The following is a 22846-nucleotide window of genomic DNA, read 5'->3' on the forward strand; positions in this document are numbered from 1 at the left end:
GCGGTGTGCTAGCGGCACCGCGCTACGAGGTATAGCCCGAACCGGCGATATTGGCGGCCGGAAGCGCTGCCGGGAAGCGGTCAGCCGACCAGTTTGCGGGCAGCGCGTTCGACCATTGGCGCATCGCCGGAAATTTCGCCGAGCAGCACAATCTCGCCGTCCGGCATCCGGCGGATCATGACCAGCGCGAATTCGTCGCCGTCGGACGACAGCGCGTCGAAAGAATGCGTCGGCATGTTCCGTAATTTGCGGGCCAGTTTTTCCTGCGGGCTTTCGGCCTGTTCGCCGTCCTTGCCGCTGTCTTCGCGGCGCAGCTGACGTTCCGCCCTGACCACGCCCTTGAGACCGCCTTCGGCCTGCGCCAAGAAACCGGCGAGCTGGCCCCGGCCGATGTCCATCCGGTGCGCATGGCTGAGCACGGCGGCGTATTCGGTCAGTCGGGTTTTGTCATAGTCGGCCCCGAACACCAATTTTACCACCGGGGTCATCGGAGCACGTTCCTGAAACGTCAGCCCGTTGGCCGAAACCAGTTCGCCGAATTCCTGTTCTTCTTCCTGCGCCGCCAGGCTAAAATCATAGGCACGGCCAACCGCTGCATACAGAGCGGAGCGACTGCGATCTTCGCTGCTGCGGGCCACCGAAGCTAGTTCGCGCGCCGATGCCAGGCAATCGAAGAGGCCCTCGTCCTGTGCGGGCGTGCTGTGTTCGGGCCCCGCGTATTCGGGGGCAGTGTATTCGGGGGCGGTGTATTCAGCTCCGAAATAATCGGTCTGATCATCTGCCACGAAGAAATCCCCTGCCGAAAGATCGAGCGGAACCTTGCGCGGGGCGGACAGGCCGGCAGACTTTTTCGCGCCGAACAGCGGCGAGGGCAGGCTGTCGCCTGCGTCCTCATCCTCGGCTTCATCGTCTTCGTCTTCGCCGAATTCGTCTTCGAACTCGTCTTCGAACTCGTTGTCGAGGCCCAGTTGGTATACCGGCTGCGGTTCGGCGGCCGGTCCATCGGCCCATTCCGTTACCGGATCAGCGGCGCGCAGCGTTTCGGCTACAAGGGGTCCGCCCTGTTCGCCGGTATCGTCTTCGGGGTTGCCCAGCGCCTGGTCGATTTCAAGCATGAGTTCATCGGTAGTCATCTGGTCGGCCATTTCCTTCCAGTTGATCACGCCGTAGATGAAATCGATCGCTTCGCCGTCGCTGGAAAATGGTAGCAGGATTCCGCGGTAAAGGATGGTCGCGCCGCGCTGGTTGACGAATTCCGCCTCGAAGCCGATCGGGGCCTGGTTGGCCAGGATCTGCATATAATGATCGGTAATGCGGCTGAGCAGCGAACGGCTGGGAATGTCCGACAGCGCATCGATTTCCTCATGCGTGCCGCATTCCACCGCCAGCTGGTCGCCGAGATACTGAATGCCCGGGTTCTCCATCCCAAGGGTGAAGTCGAGCACTACGCTGTAGGGTCCGAAATCCGGCAGGCTTTCGGGTTCGAGATCCTCGATCAACGGAAAATTGTAATCGCCCAGCAGGCTGGCCCAGTGGTTGTAAGCCCGGACCTGCATACGGCGTTCGTCGGTACCGATCGCGGCGGGGGGGGGTTCGCTGACGCTGTCCTCTTCGGACGCGTCTTCTGTAACGCCCCAGTCACGAAGGCCATCATCGAGGGCATCCCCGAACTTTGCCTGGTCAAAATCATCCGTCCCAAAATTGCCGCGAAGCGTATCCATGGCTGTGAAAGCCCCCTTAAACCGTGTCACCGGAATGACGTGTCAAGGAACCTTCTGGCGCGGCATGGTAAACATTGCGTTAAACTGTGGCGCAATCGGGTTTGAGGGATGGGGCCCAATTTTCGGTTATGACGTCAGCACCGGGCATTCGGGCCGGGTGTCAGAACATGTAGCGCATCCGGATGGTCTGGACGATCGGATTGCCGGCGACATCGAACGCCGCATCTTCGAATTTGGGCGGACCCATCCGAACCTTTGCATCGCGCGAGAAGCCAAACCCTTCGGTCGGCATCATCATCAGGGCCCGGTCGGCTTTACCGTTGTTGTTCTCGTCATGCAGCAGCGCGATGGCATAACGGCCGGGGGTGACATTCTTGAAGTTGACGGTGACTGTCTCCGCCGCGGGTGCCACGACGTTGATGCTGGCTGCATCGCGCGGATCGCACTTGGGGAAACCCTTCGACGTCGCCGTGATGCAGGCCCGAACGACCCCTTCGTCCGAACGCATATTGGTGACCGTCACGGTGATGTTGCTGGCCTGCGCCGCGGGACGAGCGAAAATCGCACTGCCCGGCAAAGCCGCCGCACCGACGAGACCCGCCACCAGCGCCGCGCCCGAAAACCGGGCGGCCCCGCGGCGCAGCTCTCGAGTGGATGTTATCGTTCCGGCGCCGAAAATTCTTGCGAAAGGCCGCGGTCCGTGCCGCACACCTTGTCCCAGAAACGAAAATATAGTCCGTAATTGCATGTGTATTGCTCGTGATGGCGCTGATGGTGACTGGCACTTATCAGCCAATTACCCAAGGTAGAATGAACGAGTTTCCGTGGAAACATCTCCCAGCCCATGTGGTTGGTCACGCCCATGACAGTCATGACGGCCAGCACCAACCCCAGAACCGCAATATGCACCGGGATCACGAACACCAGCAGCGGAATTACGAACGCGCCAGTCAGTGCTTCCAACGGATGGAAACTCATGGCCGCCCAGGCGGTGGGCGGGCGGCTGGCGTGATGGACCGCATGCGCCGCGCGAAAAATCCGGGGCCGGTGCATCCACCGGTGGGTCCAGTAAAACCACGTATCATGCGCGAACAGGTAAATCAGCAGGCTCAGCGGCAGGTACCACAGGGGAAATTGCTGCCACTCTGTGTAGATGAGCGTCCACCCGCGTTCCTGCCAGCCCCATGCGGCGATACCCGCTGGCACCCCGTAGATCGCCGCGGATAGCAGCGACCAGCGGATTTCCTTGCGGATCTGCGGTCCTAGCCCGGCGTGATGCCCGGGGAGCACGCGCTCCGTCGCCCAGGCGAACAGCCCGCTCGTCAGCACATAGCGGATCGCTACGATTGCCGTCATCGCCAGGGCGGAAATGATTATCGCCATTACCATCGCGCCTCTATGGCCCAATGCTATCGGTGGATACAGCGGAAATCTGTGCGGTGCGGATCGCGAGAACTCGGCAAGAGCAAGCCGATCAGTCGATTCTTCCCCACGGCGCGCAATCGGGATCGATAGACGTCAACTGGCGGCGGAGCGCAGCCCGCGCCAACCGCTCGACCTCTACCTTGCGGCGGGCGGCGGCCAGCGGGTGCGAGGGAGCCGGACGAATGATTTCCGCGTCATACCCGTCAGCTACGATAACCCCGCAGCAATCGGGTTGGAAGTCTGGCCCGTCCAGTGGTGTTCGGTCCAGCCCGGGCGGGACACCCCAATAGAACCGGTCGCAATAGTCGAGATAATCGGGCCATTTCCCGTCACCCAGCAAATCGCCGCGACTGACCTTGATTTCGACGATCACCACCCGGCCCTTGGGATCGATCCCCATCAGATCAGCCCGCCGGCCATTCCGCAGCACCATTTCCGGCAGACACCAGATATCGTTACGGGCAAACAGGCGGCAAATCCCGCGAACCACCGCGCGCGCTTCCCCGGTCATTGCAGGGGCGAGAGAATCAAGGACAGGAGCTTGCAAGGTCATGCCCCGTTCTGGAACAGAGCAAGAACTTGGTCAAGCTGCTTTAGGGTTGATTCCAGCGCCGGGTTACTGGTGCGGGAGGATCTTCAGCACCGCATCGCGGGCATGGACGAACTCGCTCCACAAGGCATGGGCGGCGGCCGAAGGCTCCCGGTTTTCCGCATGCACGGCAAGTAATGCGGTCAGGCCCGATTGCATGAATGCCGCGATATCACTGAGCGCGCTTTTTGCCAGCTCCGCCTTCCAGGGAGGCGCTGCTGCGAGCAGCGAGGCGAAGTTTGCAGCACCGCAGGGTGCATCTTCCGGCGGCAAGTGCGCGAGCCCGGCGACCGCACCGGCCGCGGTATGCAATGCGTCCCAATGCCGCGCTGCCGATTCGGCAAGCGCGGTACCGGGCGTGCCGGCGATCCCCGGTTTCGGTTCGTCAGGGTGAAAATCGGAAGTGTGGATGCTCATGGTCCAGCGATCCTTACGGCAGACCGCTTGCCAAATCGCTAATGCGCGGGGGTTGTGGCAGCGGGCAGACAACATTGTGCTTCCAAGCAGCCAGACCCTTTGCTAAGCGCGCCCCTGTCCACACCGCTGGCTGCACTGGTTGCACGGCAACGGTGAAGCATCGGCACCCGTAGCTCAGCTGGATAGAGCGCTGCCCTCCGAAGGCAGAGGTCACTGGTTCGAATCCAGTCGGGTGCACCATCATTTCAATGACTTACAGTGAATTTGGCTGACTTCGATTCATGATTCCGGTGCAAGTCCGGTGTTGCTCATGAGAACGCGCCGGGAATCATCGCCTCGATCCGATCGATCAGCCTCGGTCGCCGGGAGTGCACGGCTGGTGTAAAGGGCATGATTGGCCGATGCGTACTTATCCGATTTATTTGGTTGCACGTGACCCTAGGGCAGGGCCTCGACTTTTTGAGTGAGCCTCCACCGATTTTAGCCTGGTGAACAAGTTGCATAATATCGCCGCGAGCCTCGCCCATGTGGCGGTGGTACTCCTCACCTCCCGCCAGCACAGTTCATTCCGTGCATTCAGTGCCTGCGGCAATTATCGGAGCCAAGGCGGCAAGGGAGGGGTCACCAAGTAGGACTGGATGGTTTCTCTTTCCCTCACGATCGCCCAATCTTCTCCATTTATCATGACTTCAGAAATCAAGGGGCGTGAATTATAGGAGGAGGCCATTGTTGCCGCATAAGCGCCTGCCTGACCGATCACGACCAGGCTTCCTGCGTCTACCTGGTCGATGATCCTGCCCAATGCGAATGTGTCGCCTGTCTCGCAAACTGGGCCGACAATATCGGCCGTCATTTGCTGCCCGGTTGGGTTAACGGCATTGATTGCGTGCCACGCGTCATAAAGCGCTGGCCGCATCAAGTCGTTCATCCCGGCGTCCAGAACCACAAAAGGATGCACGGCACCTGCCTTTACGCGAATGACCCTAGTGAGGAGGACCCCGGCGCTTCCGACCAGCAAGCGCCCGGGTTCAACGATTAGCCGGACACCCCAGCAGGCGGACACTCGCCTGATCATGGCACCATAATCGGCCGGGCTAGGGGCAAGCGCGTCTCGCGGGTCATAATTGATCCCTAACCCGCCACCCAGATCGACTGTCGCGATTTCATGACCGCGATCCCGCAACCCTGAGACCAGATCTCCGATTTTTGTGAACGCAGTTTCCAGCACGGAGAGATTGGTCAGCTGGCTCCCGATATGCACCGCAACTCCGCGCAGGTCCAAACCTGGAAACGCATCAAGTCTGCCAAAGATGTCGAGTGCCTCAGCCATCGAGATGCCAAACTTGTTTCGTGCGGCTCCGGTCGAAATTTTCGGGTGGGAGCCCGCTTCGACATCCGGATTGATCCGGATCGCCGCAGGCGCACGTTTGTCAGCGGCTTGCGCAACTTGCGAGAGCATCTCGGCTTCTTCGGCGGATTCAATATTGAACTGGTACAGGCCGCCATCGAGCGCGGCGGCCATTTCATCTGCGGTCTTTCCCACGCCGGAGAAGACGATTTTCTCAGGCGCAATCCCGGCGGCTCGCGCCCGGACATATTCACCGATGGACACGACGTCTGCGCCGAGCCCTTCGGCAGCGAAGGTTGTGAGAATCGCGGCATTCGGGTTGGCCTTCACGGCGTATGCGATAAGCGGTTCGCCCGTTGGCGCCAGAGCTTCCCTCAACGCGAGCACCTGATTTCTCATGCTGGCGGTCGAGTAAACGTAGGCGGGCGTGCCAACCTGTTCGGCGATCAACGGCAGCGGGACCCGTTCGCAATGCATCACACCGTTATGAAGCCTGAACTGACTCCTCATTGGTACTCGCCTCGATTATGGATCCTTGGCCACTTGTGCCGCAACAACGAGCTGGGACATTTGCGATCCGGGGATGTCTGTCTGCTGGTTTGCGAACCGGCCGACTTTACGGCAAGCTTGCTCGCGGTCACTCATTTTGGGCAGTGTTTTAAGGCCGTGACCTATAACCTGCGGTATAGTTTTCGAGATCCCCTGATGTTGATGTGACGATTGTGAAGCGTCCCATCATGGCGCCTCCTGTTCTGTAATGCGTTGGACAGAAGCTTTACTTCTGTCATCCTGATAAGCTTATAAAACAGTATCTTGACTGATATTCGGTTTCGTCAAACTGTGTAGGCGAAGGTGGTGTCATGTTTTGGCAAAGTGGCACAACCAGGAGGGGGGGCGCGCGCTTCGTAGCTTTAGGGCCACGGCTCCGATATTGGTGGGCATGGCCCTTGTTACGGGCCAAACATACCTACGATCGCCGAGGACTGAACTGATCTTTTTGGTGTGATCCACAGCAAGGCAAGACATCATTGATAAGTGAAGCCACAATGGAGGAAAAGCGGTCAGCCTGGCGCGTGCTTGGACTTGCTCTGTCCAATCGCAAAACAGGTTTTATGCTGCTGTTCGGCTTTGCCAGTGGATTACCTTTCGCCTTGTTTCTGGGGACGCTTTACGCCTGGCTGACCGAAGCCAAGGTTGAACTTGAAACGATGGGCGTCTTCTCTCTCATCGGACTGGCCTATGCTTTCCAGTTTTTGTGGTCGCCGCTGATCGACAAGGTCGACATAGCCGGTTTCCGCCGGCTTGGGCGGCGCAAGCAGTGGATTGTGCCGGCGCAGCTCCTGATCGGCATCATTTTGCTACTGTTGAGTTTCAGTCACCCTTCCAACGAAAACATTGGCTGGTTTTCGCTTCTTGCGGGGATCGGCGCGCTTGCCTCGGCGACGCAGGATATCGCCATCAACGCCTGGCGTATCGATGTGGCAGACGAAGAGGCGACGATCGATATTCTCTCGACCATTTACCAGATGGGGTATCGCCTGGCCGCACTGGTTGGCGGCGCCTTTGGGCTCATTATTGCTGCCCGCATCGGTTGGCCATCCACGTATATGGTGATGGGTGCGATTCTTGTTGCGATCGGAATAGTCGGGCTGTGGGCACCGGACAATGACGCTCGAAAAGGTAGCCGCGAGGGCGTGTTGGACGACGAATTGCTCGATTTGCGCAAGGCTGGCGAATTGGAGCCAGCCATCCGTTGGCGGGCGCTTGCGATCGTGGCGCTACTGTGGGCTGGCGCCATCGGCGGCGTGCTTACCTTCATGTTCATGTCGCTGACCTATGCGCCGGCAAACAGGCCCAACCCGATTGACTTCACAGTCAATTGGGGCCCGTGGATAATCGTGGCGACCGTCGTGGTGCCCGCTCTTGTCGCGGGTTGGCTGGCGGCACAGAAACACGGCGGGAAACATTTGCTGGCGGAAGATGCGCCGCCTAGCACCGGCGCGGCCTATGTGTTCGATCATTTGTATCGCGCGCTGCTGTTGCCGCTCATCGAATTCGTTGGGCGTTTGGGGTGGTCACTGGTCCTGATTATCTCCCTGGTTTTGACCTACCGGATTTGCGACGCGATCTGGGGCACTTTCGCTTATCCATTCTATCTCGGCGAGCTGGGATATACGAATGACGAGGTTGCCTTCGCATCGAAATTCTTCGGGGTGGGCGCGATCATTCTGGGACTCGCCATAGGCGGCTATATGCTGACGGTGCTGGGCCGGATGCTGACCCTGACTATAGGCGCGTTGCTGGCGGCGCTTACCAATTTGCTGTACGCCGACTTGGCTATCGGCGGCGCGCGCATGCTGGCGCTAAGCGATGCGATCGGCTTTACCTGGGCGATCGAGCAACTGCCCGGAGGCAGTGCGAAGCTTGCCAAATTAACGCTGACTATCGGGTTCGAAAATCTCGCGATCGGGGTTGCAGGTGCTGCGTTCATCGCTTGGCTGTCCTCAATTGTTTCCAAACAATATAGCGCGGTGCAATACGCCCTTTTATCGTCGCTCACCCTGTTGATCGGCACGCTCGGACGAGGGGCATTGGGCGAGATGATCGAAAATCAGGGATACTATGACGTCTTTGTCCTGACGACGCAGATCGGCTTCATTGCCGTGTTTTTGTGTCTGGTCGAATGGGCGCGGGTGGCGCGGAGAGATCGCAGATCGGGGTCGGCTTCACTCGCGGTGCAATAAGCTTGGGTGTTTGCCGAACAAAGCGTCTGTCAAATCGCAAAAATGCACCGCCAAAACTGTGTTCTGCTAAGGCTAAGACGACTCGGCTAGCCCGGCTTTCTGAAAGCGACATCGCTGTAGTAATCGCCTCGCAGCAATCCTTCGCGCGGATAGGGCAGGCGGCAAACGGAATTCTTCTGGTTGCCGCCCAGCACGATCAGTTGGTCATCTTTGGCCTCAAGCAAAAACGACACGTGACCATAGGGACCGTCAAGGTTGCCGCTTTCAGCGCGTTTCCATACGACAATCGAACCAAGGCCGGGCTCGGGATCGTTGACACCCCAGTGGAACCAGTCCCGTGCCCAGGACGTGCCTGTCCCGGTCAAACCTGCTTCCATCATGCACCAGTTTGCGAATGCTGCGCACCATGCGGTTGCGTCATTGGAAAGTTCACTTTCGGTGAGGTCGGCGCAGGTCGCCAGATAGGCAAGAATGCGCTGGTTCGAACCGGTCTCCGCAACCCCGGCCGCTTCTTCCTGCAAGGCAACTTCGAGCCATAGGGGCATATTGCTCTCTTTCATGTCGTGGACCCATCTGCTGGGCGGTATTCGACTCCGTCGATCCATGTGGCGCTGACAAAGCCGCTGGCATCCAGCAATGCGAAATTCGCACTCAGTCCGGGGCGGATTGCGCCAGATTTGTCGCTGATGCCAAGGGCCGCTGCTGCATTGGCGGACGCCATCCGAATTGCACTTTCGATAGGGACGTTCATCATCAAGGATGCGTTTCGAACCGCCTGCGCCATGTTGAGATCAGCACCGGCAAGGGTTCCGTCAACCGAGACGCATTTGCCCCCGGTGGCCGTAATTGTTTGCCCGCCGAGGTCAAAGCTTTCGTTGGCCGAACCGACGCTCGGCATGGCATCGGTGACCAGTACGATCCGCTCGGCACCCTTGGCTGCAAGCGCAATGCGCAGCATCGCAGGGTGCACATGATGGCCGTCGACAATCATGCTGCACCAGGCCGAAGGGGAGCCGAGCGCGGCGCCGACTGCGCCTGGCGCCCTGCTTTCCATTACCGGCATCGCATTGAAAAGATGCGTGAATCCGGAAACTCCGCAGGCTAAAGCTGCGTCCATTTCTTCATAGGTGGCCGCTGTATGGCCAGCAGCAACGATCACGCCTCTCTCATTGAGCTTGCGGATCATGTCACACGCCACAAGTTCGGGCGCCAGCGTCACGAGTGTTTTGCCGTTCTTGAGCGAGGTAATGAGGTCAAGCGCGGCCTCGTCCAGCGTGCGAAATTTGCTGGCGTCGTGAATGCCCTTTTTGCGGGCATTCAGGAACGGCCCCTCCAGATGAATGCCGAGAATGCCGGGAACTCCAGCCGCGATTGCCTGGTCAACCGCCGCAATGGCGCGAGAAATAGTATCGAGATCATCGCTAATCAGGGTTGGAAGCAAACCTGTTGTCCCGAATGTGCGATGCGCTTCCGCGATTTTTCGTATGCCCTCCACGCTCGGCCGATCGTTAAGCAGCACACCGCCACCACCGTTAACCTGAAGGTCGATAAAGCCCGGCACCAGGTCACCGGTCAGTTTTGCTCGCACGATGTCAACGGGGCAGTCTGCTGTTGAAATGATACTGACGATTTGTCCATCTTGGACAATGACACACGAGCCTTTGGCAAACCCTTCGTCAGTAAGCACGCGGTCGGCAAAAAGTGCGTAAGCGCTCACAATGTATCCGTAACCTTGCGCAAATGGGCAGGTCGATCAGGATCAAGACCCCGCGCCACGCTAATCTGCGCGGCCATTCTGTAAAAGCTCTGGATCATGCAAATCGCCGAAACCTCCGCGCGGACATGCGCCACTGTCGGTAGCTGCACCGTTCCGGGATAGCTGGCACCGGCGACGATCACCTGTGCACCGCGCCCGACAAAGTCATCGACAAGAGAGCAGAACCCGGTTGATGCCCTGTCCCCCGGTATGAACAGCAATACGGGGAAATCCTTTTTTACCAACTCCATGGGCCCATGCCGAACTTCCGCTTCACTAAACGCTTCGGCATGAATGCCGCAGGTTTCCTTCAGCTTTAATGCGGCCTCTTGCGCAATGCCAAATGTGGGGCCCCGGCCGATGATGTACATATTGCGCGCCTGCGTCAGCGTCGCAGTGCCTTCGCTCCAGTCCATTGCCCAAGCTTCGGTGAGCAGGTTCGGCGTTCGAGACGCAGCTTCCAGCAACCCTGATTCTTTCGCCCATGAGCCCACCAGCATCAACACCGTGAATAGCGATGCAATATAGGTCTTGGTCGCTGCAATGCTCGTTTCAGTTCCTGCAAGCAGGGGGATCGTGACATCGGCGATGTCTGCAAGCGGCGAACATTCGTCGTTCACGATTGCGCAGACCAACGCCCCAGAAACCTTCGCTGCATCTGCCGAGAGCAAGATGTCCGAACTTCGGCCGGACTGCGAGATAACGAGGAATAGCGTTCGCTCTAAACCTGCCAGCTCAACTTCATATATCGAACTTGTTGATGGTGAATGCGACATCACGGGCAGGCGGATCACCGTCTCGATCAAATGCTTCGCGTAGCTGGCCGCATGGTCCGAACTCCCACGGCCGCAGGTTGCTACCTGCATGGGGGCACACGCGTGCAATCTGTGCAGGACATGCTCGCCGCTGTCTGCCCACCAGGTAAGCTGCCGCCTCGTCACCTCGGCAGCCTCCGCCGCTTCTGCCACCATACTGATACGGCTTTGGTTCGCGTTGAGACGAGCGGACGACGGTAACATGAGGTGGTTATAATACCAATCTGGGTCCACCGCACGGAATTTTCTCCGGTTTCTGCTCGAAAATTGATGTCAGGTTAAACAGAATTGGATGAAGGGTATGTCAATTGGTCATACCTTATCAACCATGTATCAGCCGCCGTAAATGCTGCATCATGAAGCAAACCCGCGATTGGCGTGGGTATGGCGCTGATCGGTCCTTTGCCGGACGTACGAAGTTGGCCGAATGATGCCCTATATGGAGCCGCAGTGGTATTAATACCAATTGCGATCATTCGGACGGAGTGTTAGTCAGCAGCGACAACTACGGGACCGCTAGAACCAGATGACATATTACCTTGGAATTGATGCGGGCGGTACGCACACACGTGCGCGAATATCGGACTCTGAAGGTCGCACCCTCGGAGCCGGTGAAGGCGGCCCAGCCAACTCGCGAATTGGGCTCGCTTTAGCGATCGAGGCGATCGAAGACGCGAGCAGCGCGGCGGTTCTTTCAGCAGGTTTGGGTCGCGGCGATGTGGGGCGTATCCGCGCAGGTATCGGTATTTCGGGACTAAACCGAAAAGGCGTCCTCAAGGGTTTGCGGGAGCATCCGTTTCCCTATGATTCACTCGCGATTGCCAGCGATGCAGCGATTGCCTGCCTCGGCGCTCATCTCGGGCAGGATGGGGGCATCGTCATTGTCGGGACGGGAAGCGTGGGGTTTGCACGCGTAGGTGACGAGACGGTGGTTGTCGGTGGCTACGGTTTTCCGATTTCAGACGAGGGCAGCGGCGCCGATCTGGGTTTGCGCGCGATCCGGCGCTCACTCTGGGCACGCGATGGCAGAATTGCACATACGCCCATGACACAGGAAATCATCGACGGATTTTCGGGTCTGGCGGGAGAAATCGTCGCGTGGATGGATAAGGCAAACGCGACTGATTACGCGAAATTTGCACCATTGGTCATGGACCATGCCAACAGGGGCGACCCCGTGGCCGAGCCGATCGTGCAGGAAGCCGCGCTTCGCATCGACCGGCTGATACGTGTCCTGCTTGATCGCGGGGCGCCGACTTGCTGCCTTATGGGCGGTCTTGCTCCACGCCTCCATGACTGGCTTGCGGCAGGGGTGCGGGAGCGCCTTCGAGCTCCCATGGGGGATGCCTTGCAGGGCGCAATTCAACTCGCACAGCTTCGCGGGCTACCGCCAGGTCGAGCGGAATGATTATCAGAATGACGAACCCGTTGGATACGGACCTTGGACAGTTGGCAATCGACAGAGGCGCTATGTTCGGTGTTTTGGAGGGGGCCGGAACATGACCACCGAACTCATCGATTGCCGATTTGCAGAGATTGACCAGTGGCCGACGATTTCAGCGGTCGAGGCCATGCTGGAGGGGCATATGGCAGCCTTGGCTGCAATTCGAAGCCAGAGCGAAATGATTGCGGCTGCCGCTGATGCTGCTGCCATTAGGCTGGGTCCAGCGGGACGGCTGATTTATGCCGGAGCCGGCACATCAGGCCGGATTGCCGTGCAGGACGGGGTCGAGCTGTACCCGACGTTCAACTGGCCGAGAAGTAGGCTTGTTTTCCTGATGGCCGGTGGCCTGGCTGCCCTTGTAGAAAGCGCGGAGGGCGCGGAAGACGATGCCGAGGAAGGCAAGCGTCAGGTCAGCACTAACCAGGTAGGTGCGAATGATGTTGTCATCGGAGTCGCCGCAAGCGGATCGACCCCTTTTACGGTCGCAGTAATCAGAGCTGCCAAGGAACGGGGTGCACTGACGGTTGGACTTTCCAGTAACATTGGTTCTCAGTTGGAGGCGCAAGCCGAATTCGGCATTTGCGTCCAGACCGGCAGCGAAGTCATCGCCGGCTCGACCCGGATGAAGGCGGGTACGGCCCAAAAGGTCGTACTGAACACGTTGTCCACCGCGATAATGTTGAGGCGTGGCCTGGTGTTCAACGGCATGATGGTCAATCTTCGCATATCGAATGAAAAGCTGCTCGCTCGTGGACACGCCATGATCCGTACGTTGGCCGGTGTCGATCAGATCGCCGCCGAACACGCTCTTGAACAAGCCGATCGCAGGGTTTTGCCAGCTGTACTCATCGCGCTTGGAGCGGACCGCAACGAAGCAGATCGCCTGATCACCGCCAATAACGGAAACCCGCGAGCGGCGATCACGGCAATGCAAACTTCGAAAGAGACCGATGCATAACAGTTTGGCAGCGAAGCCGGAAGATTCGACACCGCTTTATCAGCAGCTCGCACGCAATCTGCGCAGCCACATCCATGACGGTAGCCTGAAGGCGGGCAATACCTTGCCATCGGAGCGAGCTTTGACCGCGATGACAGGAATGTCCCGCATTACTGTTCGCAAGGGAATCGACGAACTGATCCGGGAAGGCCTGCTGTTTCGCAAACAGGGATCGGGTACATTCGTCGCGAAACGGATCGAAGCGCCGGTTTCGGAATTGAGCAGCTTTAGTGATGATGCCAAAGCGCGCGGCGAAGATTCCGCGGTGATCTGGATAATCAAAACTTACGCATTGCCGACAGAGGATGAAGCCAACGCTCTGGGAATTCCAGCGTCCATCGAGGTGGTCCGGTTGGGGCGGGTTAGATTATCCGGAGGCGAACCCCTGGCCATTGAACATGCTGTCGTACCGGCGAAATTCTTGCCAGACCTGAGCGCGGTGAAAGGATCGCTTTACGAGGCGCTAACCGCAAATGGCGCCAAGCCTGTATCGGGCACCCAGAGAATTCGCGCGGCGCTTGCCACTCCGACCGAAGCCGGGATCCTCTGCATAGAGGAAAAAGCCGAGATTCTGAGAATTGAGCGGTCGAGCAAATCAGAAGATGGGGAAATACTGGAATATACCCGATCAGCCTATCGCGGCGACCGGTATGATTTCGTTTCGCAGCTGGTTGTAGGGGCTGGCGGCAACCCACGATGACATATGGCTGATCACGAGATTGGAAAATCGAGGTCAGCTCGATGAAGCGGGCCCCTGCTGCCAACGGCGGTTCGGCGGCAGGGGCCCCATTAAGGAGATCGCGTTAGAATTTGGCCTCGACCGCGACTGTAAACGAACGGCCGCGGGGGTCCGCAACACGTGGTTCCCACGAACTGCCCGAGCCGAAGTTGCTGTCGTATGTGATCGCGAAGGGAGGGTCCGCGTCAAACACGTTCCTGATACCCGCGGTAAGGCGGAACTGCTCCATCACATTCACGCCGACCGAGAAGTTGTACGTGATATAATCATCGACAAATTCGTTGAAGCCCGGCCGTGTGACGGTCCCGTTTGCTATGCCTGGCAAGGCCAGATTCTTGTACCCCTTACGGAAGATCTGGCTGAGGCTCACTGAAAAGCGTTCGTTGCTGTAGGTCACGAACGCATTATGCTTCCATTCCAGACCAAGGTCGCCAGCGAAGGTGAACAGCCCGATCTGGCTTTCGCTATAAGGCGCACTGGGCAGGAACTTTTCCTTCTTTTCGAGCAGCCAGGTTCCGTCGAGTCCGGCAAGCAGCGTCCCGCCCATGGTGTCGAACCCGCCCCGCAGCGCAACCTCCAATCCCTTCGTACGGCGTGAACCGATGTTGTCTGCAGTCACGTCGAGCTGAGTGATAATGCCGCCGGTGCGGACAATCCGGTCCTGAAAGAACTCCGCGTTGTCCAGCAGCTGTCTGATTGTCAGTGCGCCGATTGTGTCGTCCACTGCAATGGACCAGAAATCGACAGCAGCACTGAACAATGGTGAAGGCTGGAACACCACTCCAACCGAATATTGTTCAGAGGTTTCCGGGCCGAGGTTGAGGTTGCCTCCGCTCAGGGAATCTGGGGTGATTGCGGCACATCCGGGAACAGCCGGGTCGACTGCGCCCGTCGGACACGTCGTCGGGTCGACCAGAGCGTTGCCTGGGTTGGGCGACTCTGTAACGCCATTGAATATTTGGTTGAAGGTCGGCACCCGGAAACCCGTGTTGTAGGATGCCCGGAACATCAGCCATTCGAACGGCTGGAACTTGCCCGCTACCTTGGGATTGAAGGTGGTTCCAAAGCCTGTGTAATCGTCCACTCGGCCCGCAACTGTTATCTCGAGCATGTCAAAGACAGGCACAAGCACTTCTGCATACGCCGCCTTCACATCGCGGCTTTGCGGGGCGAGGGCGTTGACGTTGTCGAAGGCGACGTTGAAAATTTCCGGACGGTCGAACTCGGCATCGGCTGAACCGTTGAAGCTGTAGGTTTCCCGGCGGTAGTCGACACCCGCTGCCATCTTCACCGTGCCGCCGGGCAGATCGAAAAGCGATCCGGAAATTGACGCGTCGACCTGCTTTACCTCGTACTTGCCCCCATAGAGTGTAACGCCGGAAGCGGACACTGCGTCGAGCGCTGCCAACGCTTGTGGGGTCTGAGTGACCGAAAACGGATTGATAATACCGCTGTTAAGCAGGCCTACGATACCCGGAGCAGACGCGCCCGGAGCAGTCGGTGCACGCGGATCGATGCCACCCGAGACCGCGCCTGGCACCCCTGATGCAGCAGCACGTGCCGAGGAAGAGAAAATGCCCCGATAGGCATAACCGCTGCCTAGTACCGAATTGGATTCGCTGCGCGCATAAGATGCCCCTGCAGCATAATCCCAGCTACCACCCAGCGGACCTTCGATTGCCAGGGCAGCACGCAAGGTCTTTGTGTTGGTCTTGTATTCCCGCGGACCACAAACAACGCAGCGCCAGCGATAAGAGATAGGCTTTCCATAGTTTACCGCAATTGCAGGAAATTCGGCGACAATCCGGTCATAGACAAAATTGTACGTATCAGCGGTTAGCGCGTTCAGAGGGTAATAGAGTGGGGTCGTGCTGGTGTTGCCTGAGTACTGGTTGCTGGAGAATTGTTTGGACGAATCCGCGTCCGACCCGGTAATTTCGGCAGAAATGCGGTGATTGCCAAGTGCAACTGTGGCTTTCCCGTAATAGGTCAGCGTTTCGATCGGCTGCTGCAGGATCGCGGCGCGACCGGTGTCCCAAGCGCACGCAAATGTTGCAGGAGTATTGGCCCAGAGTTCGTTGTCATACGCCATCCCGCCATCGAACGATTCACACCCTGCGCCGCCAGGCAAGTCGAGATAGTTTATCCCGCCGTTTGCATTTGAGGTTGTCCCCGGAATGGGCAGAGGAACTCCGCTGAGCAGACTGCCGTTTGGGGCAAATATTGCATTGGCCCCATTGGCGAAAGCGGTTGCGATAGGTGTCCCGCGCGTATCGATCGACAGGCCGCGTTCCGGCTGATTGCCGTTAACGAAGTCGCGATTTTCGCCCCGCAGGATGCCGCGCCAGCTCTTGCTGACGGATGCCATGATATTAAATCCCTGCGCCTGCAGATCGCCATATCCGGCGGTGCCAGACAGCCGGTAGATCGGGCTGTCCCCCTGTTCGGTAATGTCGACAAAGCCGTTGAGCGCGAGGCCTGTGAAATCTGACTTGGTGATAAAGTTAATCACACCGCCGATTGCATCGGTTCCATAAATGGCGGAAGCGCCATCCTTCAGCACCTCGACCCGCTCGATTGCCGCGAAGGGGATCTGATTGACGTCCACCGCGGATCCCTGAAGGCCATGCGCAGCCACCCGGCGTCCATTGAGCAGGACCAACGTAGAGGCTGCCCCCTGACCGCGCAGATTGGCGGCCGAAAGACCGTTGGTACCCCGCTGTGCCCCGCCCACCACGTCGGAATTTGATGCCAGATTGTCTGCACCGTTGCCATTCGTGCTGAGCAAGCTGATCAGCTGTTCTGGGCTTTCAATGCCTTCGCGTAAAAAATCCTGCGAGGTGATAATCTGCAGCGGCAGCGCACTACTGTTAGGATCCTGCCTGATCCGCGAGCCGGTAACCAGGATCTCCCGGGAGCTTGTGTCATCGCTGTCGGCGCCCGTAATTGTGGCGTCGCTATCAGGCGTTTGTGCCCCAGTCGGCGTCGCTGCAGGTTGCGTCGGCTCATCTTGCGCTGCTGCCATGGCGGGCAGAGATACGATGGCAACAAGCGCACAGCCGGTCGCGAGCGCGGATTTCGTGGTGATGATCGAACGCATTTTCATTACCCCATGTCTGAACTGGTTTTCCCCGCTGCATTAAGAAGCGCTTTGCCACCAAAGCGCTATATTAATCGTTCGAGCGCCCATAACTTTGTGGCAATTGGCACCAAAATCGCCTGCTTGGAAATAGTTTTATGGCCATCGACGCGATGCACTGACCGCGTGCAACAGCAGGCGCATTCGATTGGGACATTTGCGATTCGCGCCCGGCAACCGGTTGCGTCACGCGCCTCAGTTAGCTGCGGCGATCTGGAGCAGTGCCCGGTCCATTATTGCGGTCGCATCGACATCATCCGGCACATCATTGGCATAGATGGCGAAGACCAGTTGCCGGCCGCTTCTGGCGGTCATGTAGCCGGCAAGCGCCCTGGTCGCATTGATCGAGCCGGTTTTGGCTGAGATCCTGCCCGCCAGCGCGGTATCGGTGAACCGCCTGCCGAGCGTTCCATCCTTGCCGCCAACCGGCAGCGTGACGCGCCACTGGTCACCCCACGGCTGACCCGAGACCCAGGTCAAAAGGCGCACCATGCTGCGGGGAGAGACCCGGTTGTAGCTAGACATGCCCGATCCATCTGACAGGCTGACGCCGTGTTCCGCCACACCCGCCTCGTCCAGCATCGCGCGTATTACCGCCTGGCCATCGGCGATCGAGCCGGATCCGCGGATTCGTCCGAGCCGGCGGAGCAGCAGCTCGGCGTGCAGGTTCTGGCTGATCTTGTTTATCAGCAGGATATCATCATCCAGTGGGGGCGGGTTGAGATACGCCAACGCCGGTTCCTCGGGCGCGCGCGCGGCGGGTGCAGTGCCGCGGATCGCCGGATCATCTTCCGGCAGCAGCGGGCGGCGGCGAACATCGATATTACCGGAAACACGAACGCCGCGCACTCTGAGCATCTCAGCCAATTGCCAGGCCGCGTAATGGGCCGGATCATCGACACCCAGACGCAAACGGCTTGGTTCGCTTTCGGTGCCGATCGTGCCAGTCAGTATCAAGGTTTGACTGCCCGGCACACGATCGTATGTGATCGCTTCGCTGGCGCCGGGCACGGTCCGTGCGTAGTTCTCGACAGTAAAATACGTTGGAAAGTCAACTTCTGGTGGATTGCCAAGCGCACCCGGCGAAATGGTAGCCGCCAACTCGTTGCTGTCGATACTCAGCGCTGAAATAGCGGTGCCCGAACGCGTAGGAATGTTGTTCCAGCTCATCCCCGGGCTCCAGCGCTGGTCCGGGAAGACGGTGGCATCACCGATAACGTCGTGAACCTCACGGGTGCGACCGGCCACGGCATCGGCCAGAGTGGAAAGGCAATCGCTTGCACAATCCGCTGCACCTGACATCCAAGCGTCACCATACCCCGTCAGCACGGCATCGGGCGGACCCGTCCGGCCACTGGGGACCAACCGCACGCTTGCCCCGCCGCCCCGATCGGTCAAGCCATCGCCGCTCGACGCCAACCACAAAGCGGCCGTGGTGGTGAATATTTTGGTGTTGGAAGCCGGCATGAAACGACCATCGGGGTCCATCGTAAGCAGTTCCGTTCCAGTCGAGTCAGCGACAACCACACCCCATCGCGTGCCCTCACCAGCCTCTTCAAGAATTGCATTAACCTGATGCTCAAACGGCTCGGCGACGGCCGGATACGCCAAAAACGCGATAGACGAGGCAATAAGCGTGATGAAAAATCGCATGGGAGGCAACTCTAGGCGTTGCCCCAGCACTGGCAAGCCGGGATGACACCATCGCGCGCAGATCAATGGTTCAAGCCGGTATAACCTGTAAGCATTCTGCAAGATCAGTCCTCTTGCACCTAGGCAACGGGAGCTTCACACACAGCGGTCATGAACTGGTTCACATCCTTGATAAGCAGATTCGGCCTTGCATGCGGAGCCGGTGTCGCCTGGCTGATGCTATCGCAATACGCGATCGCCGCCCCCGTGGAAGATCTGGATGCGGCACTGGCAATGCCCGTCGCCAGCGATCTGGTTGGTGCAGAACAAGCGGAGCGTTTCGCATGGGTGGAGAATGTCGCCGGCGTTCGCAACATCTGGATTGGCGGGCCTGACGAAACCGCGCGGCCGGTCACCACCTTCCGTTCCGACGATGGGTTTGCAATTTATGACCTGAAGCTCAGCCCCGACGGAAAGCGCTTGGCTTTTGTGCGCGGTGGGGACGGGGAATTTGCCGACGGTGCAATCCCAAATCCGGGTAACGCGGCCCAGCTGCCGCAGCAGCAGGTCATGATCCTCAGCCTGGCAGGCGGGAGTCCGCGGGTGATCGGTCAGGGTCAGTCGCCAGTCTTCGCGCCAGATGGCAAAATAGCGTTCATACGAAGGAATGTGATCTGGCTTTGGCAACAGGGCCAGCGCGCTCGCGAAATCGCACAAGTGCGTGGAAGTATCGGGAACTTGCGGTTTTCGCCCGATGGCAAGCAGCTCCTGTTTGTAAATAATCGCGGCGACCATGCCTACACTGCGCTTTATGAAATCGGCTCTCCCCGCGTACGTTATATTTCGCCTGGTCTGTCCTTTGCCGCCGACCCGACCTTTTCGCCTGATGGCACCAAGGTCGCCTTTATCAAATATCGAGAACCGCCCGCCCGGGGCGACGATGGCACGCCATCGTACTGGAGCATCGAAGTGGCGGATGCCGCAACCGGTGATGCGCGCACAGTCTGGCGTGCTCCTGCCGGCAAAGGGGGGCGATACGCCGGCACCCGCCAACAAAATCTGTTTTGGACTGCCGACAACCGTCTGCTGTTCCCGTGGGAGCGCAACGGCTGGCTGCACGTATATGAAATTGCCGCAGACGGCACCGGGGATGCCGTCGAACTTACTTCGGGTGAATTCGAAGTCGAGACGTTCATGCTCGATCCGGACGGCCAATCGCTGCTGTTCGTGGGTAATGTCGCGGAGCCCGACCGGCATCGTTTATGGCGAGTGGCCAGAGGCAAAGCGCCAGAACGCGTAACTGAGACGCTGGGCATCGAAAGCTACCCTGCGATCGCCGGGCGCGCTGTGGCGTTGATCGCGACGGATGAAGACAGCCCGGCCTATGTCGGCTTGGCGACTGGCTCGAACTATGCCTTGCGTCCGGACCTATCGCTGCGAGGTGCAGTCGTGCCGAAATCCGTCACATTTCGGGCGGATGATGGTGCGACGGTTTACGCGCAGTTATACGAAGGCCGCGGCGCAGGACCGCGGCCTGCGCTGGTGTATCTGCACGGCGGGCCACGCCGCCAGATGCTGACCGGCTTTCACCCAAGCAGCTATTATTCGAAGGCATATGCTCTTAACCAGCATTTTGCTGCGCAGGGGTATACGGTACTATCGGTAAACTATCGCAGTGGCACCGGCTATGGCCTGGCGTTCCGCGATGCGCCAGGCATCGCGCGTGACGGAGCAAGCGAATATCGGGACGTCATCGCTGCAGGACGTTGGTTGGCTGATCGGAAGGGTGAAATTGATCCTTCGCGTATTGGCGTCTGGGGTGGCAGCTGGGGTGGATATTTGACGGCCCTTGCACTTGCCCGGGACAGTTCGCTTTTTGCCGCCGGGGTCGACTTTCACGGAGTCCACACCATGCTTCGCGATCTGCCCCCCAGCCTTTCTCCTGCCGAGCAGATAGAGGCGCGCCAACTTCAATGGGACAGTTCGCCATTCGGCGCACTCGATACCTGGGAATCGCCTGTGCTGATTATCCACGGCGATGACGACGCAAATGTGCCATTTTTTCAGTCACCATTGCTCGCCCGTGAACTTGCCGCGCGCGGTGTGCCATTCGAGGAACTGGTATTTCCCGATGAAAGGCACAGTTTCCTGCGCCATTCCAATTGGCTGGCAAGCTATCGCGCCACCGCCGATTTTCTCGATCGCCATGTCAAACAGCGGACAACTCCGCCTTGATCAGGCTGATCTCGATATTAGCCTGGGTCACCTGTGTTCTCGCGGTGCAGGATGCTCGAGCGCAGGATATCACACTTATCGCCGGCGCACGCGTTTTCGATGGAACGGGCGCACCCGCGAGGGTGCAGGACGTGCTGATTGATGGAGACCGCATTGTCGCAGTGGGCAACAGGCTAGACCTGCCCAAAGGTGCGGCGCATGTCGATGGGGAAGGCAAAACGCTGATCCCGGGCCTCCACGATCTGCACACGCATTTGCGCTCGCCCGCCTACGATACGCCAGAAGATCTGGGCAAGGCCTTTGCAGGATATCTGTTGGCCGGAGTTACTACGGTCAATGATTACTCGGTTTCGGGGGAGATGATTGCGCCGGTTCGCGATCTGGTGCGCGCGCCGAACGGGCTGTGGGCACCGCACCTGCGGCATGCAGTCCGGATGGGTGTGCCGGGAGGGCACGGAACCGAATATGGCTGGGGCAGCTTTTTCACCATGCAGGCAACCACTGCGCGGGCGGCGCATGTGCGAATGCCGCTTGCCTTGGCGTATGATCCAGACGTTATCAAAGTGTTCGTCGATGGTTGGCGATATGGCCGCGACGGCGACACGAATTCCATGAACGAGCCCACGCTCAGCGCAATTGTGACCGATGCTCACAAGGCGGGAAAACCGGTCGTAACCCACACGGTCACGCTGGAGGGTGCAAAGATGGCTGCGGCAGCTGATGTCGATGCGCTAGTTCACGGAATAGGGGATGCCCTGGTCGATAGTGAGTTGATCGACCTCATGCGGGGCTCTGAAACGGCCTATGTTGCGACGCTGGTGGCATTCGAACCCCAGGCGCAACGGGAGTTCACTTCAGGCGAATGGGCGCAGCTTAATCCTGGTGAGCGCGCCAGAGAGAGAATGGTTCGTGCCTGGAAGCAGTCGCCGATAAGGCCGTATGATGTCCGCCGCTGGAAAATCATGCGACAGAACATTGCGAGATTGAAGAAAGCCGGAATACCAATTGGCATTGGTAGTGATGCGGGCGTTGACGGAGTATACCACGGACCAGCCGCCGTCCGCGAAATCCGGTGGCTGTCCAAGCTGGGTTTCACACCTGCGGAAGCGCTTGTCGCGGCGACCAGAACAAGCGCGGAAATCATGCATCAGGCAGATGATCGCGGTACGATCGCCCCCGGCATGCGCGCGGACTTGGTCCTGATTGACGGGCGGCCTGACAAGCGGATCGAGGATTTGTGGAAAGTGTCTCGCGTATGGGTATCGGGCTGCGCTGTCCCGCTGGATATTCTGCGTAAACTTGCCGATTCTCCCACATTCACGCCCATGCCCACAGTCAGGATGACGGGGCCGATCCTGACCTCGGCCCGGAGTAACGGACGCACCGATCTGGACACCTTACCGTTTATCAGTACCGATCGGGGCACGGATCACTCGACGATGATCGCGCTCGACGCTGCGCGTGACGGCATGACCCTGCTTGCTGCGCGAATGGGCGATTCGTCCCGGCCATATGCTCAGTGGAACTTGCCCCTTACTCGAGGTCCAATCAATGTTGCCGACGCCAGCGACTTTGCCGGCATAGAGCTGCGTGCCAAAGGGCGCGGCAATTATCGCCTGGTTCTGGAGAGTTACGCTATCGATGATGGCGATTGGTTCGCTGCAACGTTCGAACCTGCGGCTGACGGGGAGCTGTTGAGAATCCCTTTTTCCGAGTTTGGCAGCCGTAATTCGGAGGCGAGGCTCGACCTAACCCAGCTGCGAGCGCTTAGGTTCGAATTATCCGGAGAAACCGGCGGGACCGTGTCGCTCGAGCTGGGCGATGTACGATTTTACCGTCCTTAAA

Annotated in this window: 17 protein-coding genes and 1 tRNA gene; 7 read left to right on the forward strand and 11 right to left on the reverse strand. The window is 58.9% G+C overall.

What is annotated here, in order from left to right:
• Nucleotides 1-80: 80 nt before the first annotated feature.
• The 5 genes from GRI65_RS08665 to GRI65_RS08685 form a co-directional block, all read right to left on the reverse strand.
• Nucleotides 81-1721 (reverse strand): PAS domain-containing protein, encoded by a 1641-nt coding sequence (locus GRI65_RS08665; protein ID WP_160756115.1) that lies wholly within the window; start codon nucleotides 1719-1721, stop codon nucleotides 81-83.
• 160 nt (nucleotides 1722-1881) lie between these two features.
• Nucleotides 1882-2325: a DUF2141 domain-containing protein gene (locus GRI65_RS08670; RefSeq protein ID WP_332872622.1), complete on the reverse strand. Its 444-nt coding sequence runs from the start codon at nucleotides 2323-2325 to the stop codon at nucleotides 1882-1884.
• 53 nt (nucleotides 2326-2378) lie between these two features.
• Nucleotides 2379-3110: a sterol desaturase family protein gene (locus GRI65_RS08675; RefSeq protein ID WP_160756117.1), complete on the reverse strand. Its 732-nt coding sequence runs from the start codon at nucleotides 3108-3110 to the stop codon at nucleotides 2379-2381.
• A gap of 85 nt (nucleotides 3111-3195) precedes the next feature.
• On the reverse strand, nucleotides 3196-3657 hold the full coding sequence (locus tag GRI65_RS08680; RefSeq protein ID WP_232844012.1) for an MmcB family DNA repair protein: 462 nt from the start codon (nucleotides 3655-3657) through the stop codon (nucleotides 3196-3198).
• Between the two features lie 105 nt (nucleotides 3658-3762).
• Nucleotides 3763-4152, reverse strand: coding sequence for a hypothetical protein (locus GRI65_RS08685; protein ID WP_160756119.1), 390 nt, complete (start codon nucleotides 4150-4152; stop codon nucleotides 3763-3765).
• A gap of 163 nt (nucleotides 4153-4315) precedes the next feature.
• Here GRI65_RS08685 and GRI65_RS08690 point away from each other — a divergent pair.
• Nucleotides 4316-4392, forward strand: a tRNA-Arg gene (locus GRI65_RS08690).
• 352 nt (nucleotides 4393-4744) lie between these two features.
• Here the strand turns inward: GRI65_RS08690 and lysA are convergent.
• A complete protein-coding gene (gene lysA, locus GRI65_RS08695) occupies nucleotides 4745-6010 on the reverse strand; it encodes a diaminopimelate decarboxylase (protein WP_232844013.1) in 1266 nt (421 codons plus the stop codon).
• A 536-nt stretch (nucleotides 6011-6546) separates the two neighbouring features.
• Between lysA and GRI65_RS08700 the strand changes: the two genes are divergently transcribed.
• Nucleotides 6547-8244, forward strand: coding sequence for an AmpG family muropeptide MFS transporter (locus GRI65_RS08700; protein WP_202391278.1), 1698 nt, complete (start codon nucleotides 6547-6549; stop codon nucleotides 8242-8244).
• A gap of 86 nt (nucleotides 8245-8330) precedes the next feature.
• Here the strand turns inward: GRI65_RS08700 and GRI65_RS08705 are convergent, their stop codons facing one another.
• The 3 genes from GRI65_RS08705 to GRI65_RS08715 are packed head-to-tail and all read right to left on the reverse strand — an operon-like array spanning nucleotide 8331 to nucleotide 10971.
• Nucleotides 8331-8804 (reverse strand): TIGR02594 family protein, encoded by a 474-nt coding sequence (locus GRI65_RS08705; protein ID WP_160756121.1) that lies wholly within the window; start codon nucleotides 8802-8804, stop codon nucleotides 8331-8333.
• Complete coding sequence (gene nagA, locus GRI65_RS08710; RefSeq protein WP_160756122.1) at nucleotides 8801-9961, reverse strand: N-acetylglucosamine-6-phosphate deacetylase; 1161 nt, start codon at nucleotides 9959-9961, stop codon at nucleotides 8801-8803. The genes GRI65_RS08705 and nagA overlap by 4 nt, the downstream gene beginning before the upstream one ends.
• Nucleotides 9958-10971 (reverse strand): SIS domain-containing protein, encoded by a 1014-nt coding sequence (locus GRI65_RS08715; RefSeq protein WP_160756123.1) that lies wholly within the window; start codon nucleotides 10969-10971, stop codon nucleotides 9958-9960. The genes nagA and GRI65_RS08715 overlap by 4 nt, the downstream gene beginning before the upstream one ends.
• Before the next feature lie 370 nt (nucleotides 10972-11341).
• Between GRI65_RS08715 and GRI65_RS08720 the strand changes: the two genes are divergently transcribed.
• The 3 genes from GRI65_RS08720 (at nucleotide 11342) to GRI65_RS08730 (ending at nucleotide 13956) form a co-directional block, all read left to right on the forward strand.
• The gene (locus tag GRI65_RS08720) at nucleotides 11342-12223 is read left to right on the forward strand and encodes a BadF/BadG/BcrA/BcrD ATPase family protein (RefSeq protein ID WP_160756124.1); all 882 of its coding nucleotides are present in this window, start codon (nucleotides 11342-11344) and stop codon (nucleotides 12221-12223) included.
• A gap of 91 nt (nucleotides 12224-12314) precedes the next feature.
• On the forward strand, nucleotides 12315-13217 hold the full coding sequence (locus tag GRI65_RS08725) for an N-acetylmuramic acid 6-phosphate etherase (protein ID WP_160756125.1): 903 nt from the start codon (nucleotides 12315-12317) through the stop codon (nucleotides 13215-13217).
• A 4-nt stretch (nucleotides 13218-13221) separates the two neighbouring features.
• On the forward strand, nucleotides 13222-13956 hold the full coding sequence (locus GRI65_RS08730; protein ID WP_332872623.1) for a GntR family transcriptional regulator: 735 nt from the start codon (nucleotides 13222-13224) through the stop codon (nucleotides 13954-13956).
• A gap of 103 nt (nucleotides 13957-14059) precedes the next feature.
• On the opposite strand, the gene GRI65_RS08735 is transcribed toward GRI65_RS08730, so the two are convergent.
• Nucleotides 14060-17101 (reverse strand): TonB-dependent receptor domain-containing protein, encoded by a 3042-nt coding sequence (locus GRI65_RS08735; protein WP_160756127.1) that lies wholly within the window; start codon nucleotides 17099-17101, stop codon nucleotides 14060-14062.
• Nucleotides 17102-17329: 228 nt separating this feature from the next.
• Complete coding sequence (gene dacB, locus GRI65_RS08740) at nucleotides 17330-18889, reverse strand: D-alanyl-D-alanine carboxypeptidase/D-alanyl-D-alanine endopeptidase (protein WP_232844015.1); 1560 nt, start codon at nucleotides 18887-18889, stop codon at nucleotides 17330-17332.
• 114 nt (nucleotides 18890-19003) lie between these two features.
• Here dacB and GRI65_RS08745 point away from each other — a divergent pair, with 114 nt between their 5' ends.
• Nucleotides 19004-21001, forward strand: coding sequence for a S9 family peptidase (locus GRI65_RS08745; protein WP_160756128.1), 1998 nt, complete (start codon nucleotides 19004-19006; stop codon nucleotides 20999-21001).
• Nucleotides 20998-22845, forward strand: coding sequence for an amidohydrolase family protein (locus GRI65_RS08750; RefSeq protein ID WP_160756129.1), 1848 nt, complete (start codon nucleotides 20998-21000; stop codon nucleotides 22843-22845). Before GRI65_RS08745 ends, GRI65_RS08750 begins: the two co-directional genes overlap by 4 nt.
• The last annotated feature ends 1 nt before the right edge of the window (nucleotide 22846 follow it).

Source organism: Allopontixanthobacter sediminis (assembly GCF_009828115.1).
Classification (GTDB): domain Bacteria; phylum Pseudomonadota; class Alphaproteobacteria; order Sphingomonadales; family Sphingomonadaceae; genus Allopontixanthobacter; species Allopontixanthobacter sediminis.